The organism is Shewanella sp. NIFS-20-20 (assembly GCF_019209865.1).
Lineage (GTDB): Bacteria > Pseudomonadota > Gammaproteobacteria > Enterobacterales > Shewanellaceae > Shewanella.
Window position 1 is genome coordinate 1 of sequence record NZ_JAHUTT010000088.1, and the last position, 10078, is coordinate 10078.

Consider the following 10078-nt stretch of genomic DNA (forward strand, 5'->3'; position numbering starts at 1 on the left):
CAACTACTGTGAATGTCCACACAGATTTGCTTGTCTTCTACTTGTTAAAGAACGTTGCCGCTGTGGGCTAGGGATGCGTATTCTACGCATTTCCTTGAGTGGGTCAAGCCCTTTATCAGGCCTTGAATCTAAGTGGTTAAACTTTCGCCTAGCGCCACTTAATTCACTCAGGGTCACTTACTTTGTAAGTCCCGTCCTGACTGGTGTTCGGTTGCTTTGCAGCGCCGTATTCCGTGTCAGTGGGGCGCATTATAGGGGCTTGCGCAGATTGCGCAAGGGCTAATTGGCACAAATATTCAGATCAAACATCAACTGCTTAATTAAGCAGCCAAGTGGGCAAAAAGGACGCGATTGCGTCCTTTTTGGCGGTGAACATGGCCTTATTGGCTAAAGAAACGGGTCTCTTGTTCCACCACAACCTGCTCGCCATCAATCTCGGTGAGCACCTTAATTGTCATTTTAGTAATAGAACGATTGAGATCGACAGGGTCGACTTCAATACTGACGGGCAATACTAAAATCTCGCCACCTTTGGAACTGACTTGCTGTGGGCCAATCCATTGGTAATTGGTTAAGCCACTCACCTCGAAATAATGAACATGGGCTTGTTCAGTTTTATTGAGAATTTTTAAGGTATAAGTATTTTCAATTAAGCCATCAACATTGATGCGGTAAAGCGTATTACGGTCGCGAATAATATCGACCCGCATTGGCGCGATGCTGGCAGTCGCATAACTAAGCAGCAAGATCATGATAATCAGAATCGCCCCATAACCAAGCAGCTTGGGTCTCAATACCTTTTCTTGTTTGCCTTCGAGCTTGTTCTCTGTGGTGTAGCTAATTAGACCTTGCTGGTATCCCATCCGATCCATGGTTTGGTCACAAGCATCAATACAAGCGCCACAATTAATACATTCGTACTGCAAGCCGTTGCGGATATCAATTCCCGTCGGACACACTTGTACACACAAGTCACAATCGATACAGTCACCTAAGCCCAACGCTTTAGGATCAGCTTTACGCGAACGCGGGCCACGGGTTTCTCCCCGCGCGGCATCATAGCCGACAATATAAGTGTTTTTATCAAACATCGCCGACTGGAAACGCGCATAAGGACACATATGCAAACACATGATTTCTCGCATCCAGCCTGCGTTACCATATGTCGCTAAGGTGAAGAACATCACCCAGAAATAGATCCCGCCACCAGCGTTCAGGCTAAAGAAGTCCTGATAAAGCTCAGTCGTGGGCACAAAGTAAGATACAAAGGTCATGGCGGTCACCCAAGAGATCAGCAGCCATACACTATGTTTAGCGGTTTTACGCCATATCTTGTTAAACGACCAAGGCATTTGATCAAGCTTGATACGCTTATTGCGGGCACCCTCAATTTTTTCTTCAAACCAGATAAAGATAAATGTCCAAACGGTCTGTGGGCAGGTGTAGCCACACCATACGCGGCCAAGGTAGGTCGTAATAAAGAACAAACCAAAAGCGGCAATCATAAACACGGCGGCCAAGAGGGTTAAATCTTGAGGCCAAATAGTTAAACCGAAAATATGAAATTTTTGCTCGGCTAAATTAAACCAAACGGCTTGGCGATCGCCCCAGGGCAGCCAAGGTAATAATAAGAAGAAAGCCATCGCGATCCAGCCCATACGGCGGCGTAATTGCGTCCACACCCCATGAACGGCACGAACATAGATGCGATTATTCGGATTCAACCTATCAGCTTTATTCGCATCTGGCTGATGAATCTTGATGCGTTCTGCCTTAGAAAAGTCCTTATTTCCCGATCCTGCCGTCATGTTTCTATGCCTTACTGCGTTGGTCTAATTAAATTTCTGCTTTATTATACCCAACATTGTAATGGTTATTCACCTAGTTGGACTAAAAGATGAAAGGATGGATCATAATTGGTTCTGTTTGTGCTGTCTTATATTACACAGCAACTACAACTTCATTGCTTGATGAACCCATTCACGCGGGCCAGTCGCTGTTGAATAGTTGGCATAGTCAAATTAAATCCCTTACTGGCACTAAGATCACTAAGGTGGATCAACAATACGCGTCGCTCAAGCAAGAGTTAGCGACTCGGTTATCCAAGAGCGAAATGCATACCTTATCCGACATCCTTAAATCCCCTGAAGCTATGGCCGATTTCTCCCAACAATACTGCCAATCGTCCAATGCCAAACATCCGATGATAAACAAGGACAACCTGCGTTTTGTCTGTGACCATCTATAACGCGTTGTCGACCTAGTGACAGTTCACATATCTTGACTGTCACTATGGCAAAGATTGATCTTATACGCCATTAAGCCTAGCCTTTGGCGATTATTCTTTAAAGGACACATGTCATGACACAAGTTACCACTGAAAAGGTATCGGACATTTTCGATCCACTACTTTGGGATAAAGTCGAAGGATTCACTTTTGACGATATCACTTACCACAGAGCAAAAGCCCATGGCACAGTAAGAATCGCCATCAATCGTCCAGATTGCCTGAATGCATTTCGTCCCAAAACAGTTGATGAGCTCTATATCGCTCTCGATCATGCCCGCCAATGGTCTGATGTGGGCTGTGTCTTACTCACTGGCAATGGTCCGTCTGCCAAGGGCCAATGGTCTTTCTCCTCCGGTGGTGATCAACGTATCCGCGGTAAAGATGGTTACAAATACGAAGGCGCCGAGGCCGGCACCGCAGATATAGCCCGTATGGGTCGCCTGCACATTCTGGAAGTTCAGCGTCTTATTCGCTTTATGCCCAAGGTAGTGATTGCCGTGGTACCCGGTTGGGCTGTTGGAGGTGGCCATAGCCTTCATGTGGTGTGCGACTTAACCTTAGCATCAAAAGAACATGCTATTTTTAAGCAAACCGATCCTGATGTCGCCAGTTTTGATTCAGGCTATGGCAGTGCATATTTAGCGAAGATGATTGGCCAAAAGCGGGCACGAGAAATTTTCTTCTGTGGCTTTAATTACAGTGCTGATGAAGCATTTGATATGGGAATGGTTAACCGCTCAATTCCCCACGCTGAATTAGAAACTCAAGCCTTAATATGGGCGAAGGAAATCAACTCAAAATCACCCACGGCCATGCGAATGTTGAAGTACGGCTTTAATTTGCCTGATGATGGATTAGTGGGACAGCAATTATTTGCCGGTGAAGCCACTCGTCTCGCTTATGGTACTGCTGAGGCGCAAGAAGGGCGTGATGCCTTCCTCGAAAAACGCGATCAAGATTTTTCCAAGTTCCCCTGGCACTATTAACCCCAGCAGACTACCGACTAACAACCGCCTTGTGGCGGTTGTTTTGTATAGAGTAACGATTAACCCAATCGAGCAATACTGTTTCACCCACCAAATAGTAATAGTTATCATTTACAATAACTAGGATGGAGATAATGGTATGCGTAAAACACTGACATTTGCTTTATTACACTTTTGTGTCGCCTTTAGTGTGACTTACATGCTCACCGGCAGCTTAGTATTAGGTGGCGCAATTGCCTTGTTGGAGCCCACCATTAACACTGTGGTGTTTTATTTTCACGAAAAGGTCTGGAATAATTTTGAACGCAAACCATTACCACAGCCACAACCGAATCAATTACTTGTTTAATGATAAAAATTGCCATTAAAAAGTGAGCAAGTTCAAGCTTATGAACAAACTCAGTGAACCATATTGTGGCTAATACGCTCAAATAAATTTACTGACTACTGACTACAATAGAATAATACGATGAAAAAATTACTACTGGCATCCATGTTGATTTTCGCCCCACTCACCGAAGCAAGTGTATTACCTAGCGCGCTTGAGAACATTACCGCCGTTCAAAAAACAGACACCAGAGTGATTACCGCGGGGTTACCCAAGCCTGAAGAGTATTCATCCCTGGCTCAATCTGGTGTTGATGTCGTAGTAAACCTCATGCCAGATGCAAGTAATGACAGTTACCAAAATGAAGCTCAACTCGTGACCAATGCTGGGATGGAGTACATTTACATACCTGTAGATTGGCAAAACCCTACCATTGACGATGTAAATCAATTTTTTGCGGTCATGCTTGCTCACCAAAACCAAGACGTTTTAGTTCATTGTAAAGCCAATTTTAGAGCGTCGGCATTCTACTATCTTTATGAAGTGACCCAGTTAGGAAAGAATCCTGCAGAGTCGATGGCACACACGATGGCACCTTGGGGTGGCAACCTTGATCAATATCCGCAGTGGCAACAGTTGATCGACACAGTCGTGGCGCAGTACGACCAATAACCACAGCGCCAGTTGTTTTAGTCGCTAACGCCATCGTGGTCAAGCCAGAAATGATGAGCTCGGGATAGGCTCATCATTTATATATGGAATGACGGCGGGTTTTGTTGCTCCGTCAACGACATGGTTAAAGTTTGGTAGACAACAACTCTCGTCGACGAAGGCATTAATACCGTCGCCAACAATTAAACTAGCCACCCATTATAAATATATCGATTGCGCTACGCGCTCACCTACCCGATTGTCGCCGCTTACCCCCTCTCCAACGATAACGAACGATTGGATCAAGTCGGGTATTATTAAGCTCGAAACCCGTGACATCAGGGTTAATTCAACTAAATCCAAAAGGTTCACCCCCCCCCTAAAGAAAGCGACAGCACGGGTTAGCATCAGCATATATTGAGTATTTAGGTGAGCCGGGAGATTTGATGGTTGCAACGTCGATTGGATATTAACGAACAGACTTAGGGGAAGTTAGAAATGGCAGCGCCAATAAGAACGCTGCCATTTGAGTAACACACTTTACGGCTCAGGATACGACGGTATGACTTTCCCAACGTGTGGGATACTCCAAAGTATTACTCTACGGTGACTGACTTCGCCAAATTTCGCGGCTGATCAACATCGGTGCCCTTAATCAATGCCACATGATAAGACAGCAACTGCAGCGGAATGGTGTAAATCAGTGGTGCCATAAAGTCATCACAATGCGGCACTGGGATCACCTTCATGGTGTCATCCGATTCAAACTCAGCATCAACATCGGCAAACACATACATCAAACCACCACGGGCACGGACTTCCTCGACATTCGATTTAAGCTTTTCCAGCAATTCGTTATTTGGCGCTACCACGATAACCGGCATATCGGCATCGATTAGCGCCAATGGACCATGCTTCAATTCACCAGACGCATAAGCCTCAGCGTGAATGTAGGAGATCTCCTTGAGCTTCAGTGCACCTTCCATCGCAATCGGGTATTGATCGCCACGGCCCAGGAACAAGGCATGGTTTTTATCGGCAAAGTCTTCCGCCAAGTCAGCAATCGCATCATCTAAACTCAACGCCTGCTCCACTTTTGCCGGCATCGACATTAGGCTTTGCGTAATGTCAGCCTGCATTTGTTCAGACATGCCGTTGTGACGACCAATGGCAGCGGTGAGCATTAATAAGCCGGCCAACTGCACCGTAAAGGCTTTCGTCGACGCCACGCCAATTTCAGCACCGGCTTTCATCATATAAGCCATATCAGATTCACGCACCAATGATGAACCCGGGGCATTACATATGGTCATGGTTGCCTTGTAACCCATGTCTTTAGCTAAACGCAACGCCGCCAGAGTATCGGCAGTTTCGCCAGACTGAGAAATAGTGACTAACAGGCTATTAGGGAACAGGTGGGATTTGCGATAGCGAAACTCAGAGGCGATTTCGACATTACAAGACACCCCAGCCCAATCTTCTAACCAATAACGGGCAGCCATACCCGCATGATAGCTAGTGCCACACGCAATAATTTGTACGTGTTTGATGTCTTTTAAAAACTCAGCTGCATTGTCTCCGAAAGCGGTATCTAAGACTTGCTTGTTAGCAATTCGACCTTCAATAGTGCGAGCTAAAGCTAAAGGTTGCTCATAAATTTCTTTAAGCATGTAGTGACGATATTCACCTTTATCACCGGCATCATGGGTCACTTCAGACTCTTTAATTTCACGAGAAACCGCAACACCATTGCTATCGAAAATAGACACTTCACGGCGAGTAACCTCGGCGACATCCCCTTCTTCAAGGAAGGCAAATGAGCGGGTGACGGGTAACAAGGCTAGCTGATCTGAGGCAACAAAATTCTCCCCTAGACCAAAACCAATCACAAGCGGGCTACCTGAACGAGCGACGATCATGCGCTCGCTGTCACGGCGGTCAATAACAACCGTACCGTAAGCGCCTTCCAGTTGCTTCACTGTCGCTTGAACTGCCGCCAGCAAAGTGGCGTGGCTCTTAAGCTCGTGGTGCACCAGATGGCAAATCACTTCAGTGTCAGTGTCAGAACTAAACACATAGCCTAAGCTTTTGAGGTGCTCACGCAGCTTATTGTGGTTTTCAATAATGCCATTATGGACCACGGCAATGTCACCGCAGGATAAATGCGGATGAGCATTACGCTCGCTCGGCTCACCATGGGTCGCCCAACGAGTGTGAGCAATACCGGTACCACCCGCCAGAGGTTGTTGCTCTAACGCGGCACTCAACTCCTGTACTTTACCGACGCGGCGAGTGCTAATGAGCTCACCATTGTGAATGACTGCCACACCGGCAGAGTCATAACCGCGGTATTCTAGACGGCGCAAGCCTTCAACTAAAATTTCAGCCACATCCCTTTGCGCCACAGCGCCAACGATTCCACACATATAATATCCTACAATACAAAAAGTTAATTTAGCAGCGCCCGAGAGCAGCCGAATTATTCTTGATAGGGTGCGAGAATGACCTCGACCCCCTGCTGAAAAATCGCATCCGCGGCATCTGGTGCTAATCTGTCATCGGTGACTAATTTATTAATCGTGCTCCAAGGCAGCTCAAGATTGGGAATACGCCGCCCAAGCTTTTGCGATTCCAGCATCACCACCACTTCTCTCGACACTTCAGCCATCACCTTACTCAGGCCGGTTAATTCATTAAAGGTAGTGGTTCCACGGGCCAAATCCAAACCATCGGCACCGATAAACAACTGATCAAAGTTATATGAACGCAGCACTTGCTCTGCAACTCGGCCTTGAAAAGATTCAGAATGAGGATCCCAAGTGCCACCGGTCATCAATAAGGTGGGTTCGAATTCGAGATCATGAATAGCGTTGGCTAACAATAGCGAGTTGGTCATGACCACCAAGCCACGCTTATCGTTTAAATGCTGAATAATGCCAATGGTGGTACTGCCAGAGTCGATGATGATCCGATTATGATCGCTGATGAGTTTTGCTGCGGTAGCGGCGATGCTGAGCTTGTTTGCCGATAGCATCCGATAACTGCCTTGAGTGATTTCTTGTGGCACCGCCACAGCCCCGCCATAACGCCGGAACAGTAAGCCATTCTTTTCTAGCGCGGTGAGATCTTTACGAATGGTGACTTCAGAGGTATCGAGCAATACCGATAATTCATCAACACTGACTTCACCTTGTTGATTTAACTGGTTAAGAATCGCATGTCGGCGCTGTTGAGTATTGCGTTTGGTCATTTATCTTTCGAAGTAAGTTTCGTTTCGTAAGTTTATTATATACAAATGAAACTATTTTGCTAGTCGCCCTAGCAAATCGGTGGTCTCATCCTGCGATGGATGCTTGGACGTCTCCATAAAAAGCAGAGCAGCCGATGGCTGCTCTGTTGGTATCAAAGATAAGAGAGCTCATTAAAACTTGGCTTCAACCGCCAGCGCAATACTGCGGCCTTCGCCCACACTGACATCCTGATAACTACCACCGTCGAGATAGTCTTTATTCAATAAGTTTTTAATATTCATCCGAAGGTTAACTTCTGTACCTTGTAGATCCCAACCATACGCCGCACCAATATCAAATCGGACATAGCCGTTTTTGACTATGGTGTTACTGGTATTGGCAAAGCGTTCACCAACATATACCGCCCCAAGGTTCAAGGCGAAGTCATCGTTTACTTCGTAACGGCTCCAAATATTGGCCGACCATTCGGGAGCATCAATCGGCGTTTTACCATCAAGGTGAGCGCTGTCACCAACACCAGTTTGGTATTTAGCATCGAGATACATCATTGAGCTGGTAATAAACCAACGATCACTCACCTGCCCTTGGGCCCCCACTTCAAATCCTTGATGATGCTGTTGACCATCTTGAGTCGTGATATGTAAATCGCCTGCGGGGGTAGGTTGTAGCAAAATTTGCTTAACGGTTTTGTTTTCAACATTAATATCAAATACCGCGGCGGTCAGCATAATACCACCATCATTAAACTCCCATTTAGTCCCCAATTCATATTGAGTCCCATATTCGGGTTTTAAGTTGAGCTGATCATTCACATCAAACTCATCGTTCACCATCCCTTGCGGACTAAAACTCTTGGAATAATTGACATAAATACTGCCGGTGTCTGTCGGCGCATAGACCACCCCAAATTTTGGCGAAACCGCGTAACTGTTGCCACCTAAGCCGTCCTTTTTCTGTTCATCGTAACGAACACCAGCCAGCAGCTTCCACTGATCCGTCAGACTCATTAAGTCTTGAACGTAAAAACCATAATGATGATATTCAGATGTCGATCTTGGTGCTGTCGCGTTAAGGTAATTCACTTCAGGGGCCGCTACTTCACCGGGCTTCACCGTCATACTGTCCGCAGCATCATAAAATTGCTGATAGAAGTAATTGAGATAGTTACCGCCAATTAATAGCTGGTGATCGATTGAACCTGTCGTTAGGTTGCCAACAAAGTCGACATAAGCCGTTTTATGCTGCCAATCATCATGACGGTCAAAAGGCTTGATCTTATACCCTGTTTCAAATGGGTTTTCAGTGTAAGTTGGCGACGAGCCAAGACGTTGCCGCTCAAATCGTTGGTGGTTATATCCTGTTTTTAACGTCCAAGCATCCGACAATAGCCATTGAACATCGGCACCGATGTTGGTCACGGTGTTATCAGTAAAGGTCCAAGGCATTTCCCAGATATCTTTACGGTCACCAATAATCTTACCCTGACTATCAAGCCATGCGCCAGAATCGATATTGGTCTTATCGGCCGTATGGTCATATCTCAAAGACAAACTGATATCATCAGTTAAGTCAAAGTCCACGGCCACAAATCCTAGAATACGATCGCGCTCTTGCTGATCGCCATTAAAATATTCACGCCAATACTTCGTATCTTGTTTTACTAGCACCGTCCGGTAACGCACCGTTTGCTCGTCATTGACAGCACCGCCAGCATCTAATTGAAACCGAGTAGATCCTAAATCATCGCTATCGAATCCAAGGTTGAATACGTTGTCATAGGTGGGTTTCTTGGTCACCATATTCACCAAGCCGCCGGGACCTGATTGCCCGTATAACATCGATGAAGGTCCTTTTAAGACCTCAACCTGCTGAAGGGTTTCAATCGGTTGCACATAGTGAGACCAGTGCTGATGGCCATTAACTAAAAAGCCTGAGCCAGAAGATAATTCAAAGCCACGAATAGCGAAAACTTGACGATTCCATTTTTCACTACCGGCAGTCACAGAAGAGTCATTACTGAGCACTTCGCCCAAATTAGTCGCCAACTGCTCATCGGTAACAAAATCAGGAATAACGGTCACTGATTGCGGCGTATCGATTAACGCAATATCGCCCCGCATCGCGCCGCTAGCGCTGCCGGTTTTATATTGATTAAACTGCTGCGCTACCACACTAATGCGCTCAATGTTGGCACTCGCCACTAATGAATGGCTGGCGTCATCGGCCAAGACATTGGCACTTAAGAGACTCATTATTGCCAAACTTACAGATGATCTTTTGATGTACATGCTATCCCCACAGCTGCCACAATTGACTAATGGCGCAAAGTGTAAATGAGAATCTATATCATTTACACTATTTTTTACCACTTCTTCACAATAATTGAAGTAGATCACTGATTGGGACTTGCCTAACTAAAAAATCCAAAAAAAAAGCACCGGTAATCGGTAATGCCGTTCACTTAGTGTGAACGGCATTTTTCTTAGACTTAATGGGATACTTGTTTTTACTCATTTTTAACGCACGTGGATAGGCCCTATCCCGTTTCCCATCAAGCTTGAACTGTCTCGCA

General features: G+C 45.9%; 8 protein-coding genes. 4 read left to right on the top strand and 4 right to left on the bottom strand.

Going from position 1 to position 10078, the window contains the following annotated elements:
- Positions 1-380: 380 nt before the first annotated feature.
- Positions 381-1808, bottom strand: a complete 1428-nt coding sequence (ccoG, locus tag KU855_RS17920) for a cytochrome c oxidase accessory protein CcoG (protein WP_218532450.1) — start codon at positions 1806-1808, stop codon at positions 381-383.
- 89 nt (positions 1809-1897) lie between these two features.
- Here ccoG and KU855_RS17925 point away from each other — a divergent pair, with 89 nt between their 5' ends.
- The 4 genes from KU855_RS17925 (at position 1898) to KU855_RS17940 (ending at position 4276) form a co-directional block, all read left to right on the top strand.
- Positions 1898-2248 (top strand): hypothetical protein, encoded by a 351-nt coding sequence (locus KU855_RS17925; protein WP_218532452.1) that lies wholly within the window; start codon positions 1898-1900, stop codon positions 2246-2248.
- 113 nt (positions 2249-2361) lie between these two features.
- Positions 2362-3276, top strand: a complete 915-nt coding sequence (locus tag KU855_RS17930; RefSeq protein WP_218532454.1) for a 1,4-dihydroxy-2-naphthoyl-CoA synthase — start codon at positions 2362-2364, stop codon at positions 3274-3276.
- Between the two features lie 139 nt (positions 3277-3415).
- A complete protein-coding gene (locus tag KU855_RS17935; RefSeq protein ID WP_218532456.1) occupies positions 3416-3625 on the top strand; it encodes a DUF2061 domain-containing protein in 210 nt (69 codons plus the stop codon).
- Between the two features lie 120 nt (positions 3626-3745).
- Complete coding sequence (locus KU855_RS17940) at positions 3746-4276, top strand: protein tyrosine phosphatase family protein (protein WP_218532458.1); 531 nt, start codon at positions 3746-3748, stop codon at positions 4274-4276.
- A 575-nt stretch (positions 4277-4851) separates the two neighbouring features.
- On the opposite strand, the gene glmS is transcribed toward KU855_RS17940, so the two are convergent.
- From glmS to KU855_RS17955, 3 genes are all read right to left on the bottom strand, one after another.
- Positions 4852-6681, bottom strand: coding sequence for a glutamine--fructose-6-phosphate transaminase (isomerizing) (gene glmS / locus KU855_RS17945; RefSeq protein WP_218532460.1), 1830 nt, complete (start codon positions 6679-6681; stop codon positions 4852-4854).
- A 53-nt stretch (positions 6682-6734) separates the two neighbouring features.
- Complete coding sequence (locus KU855_RS17950; protein WP_218532462.1) at positions 6735-7505, bottom strand: DeoR/GlpR family DNA-binding transcription regulator; 771 nt, start codon at positions 7503-7505, stop codon at positions 6735-6737.
- Positions 7506-7676: 171 nt separating this feature from the next.
- Positions 7677-9794 (bottom strand): TonB-dependent siderophore receptor, encoded by a 2118-nt coding sequence (locus KU855_RS17955; protein WP_218532464.1) that lies wholly within the window; start codon positions 9792-9794, stop codon positions 7677-7679.
- Positions 9795-10078: the final 284 nt, after the last annotated feature.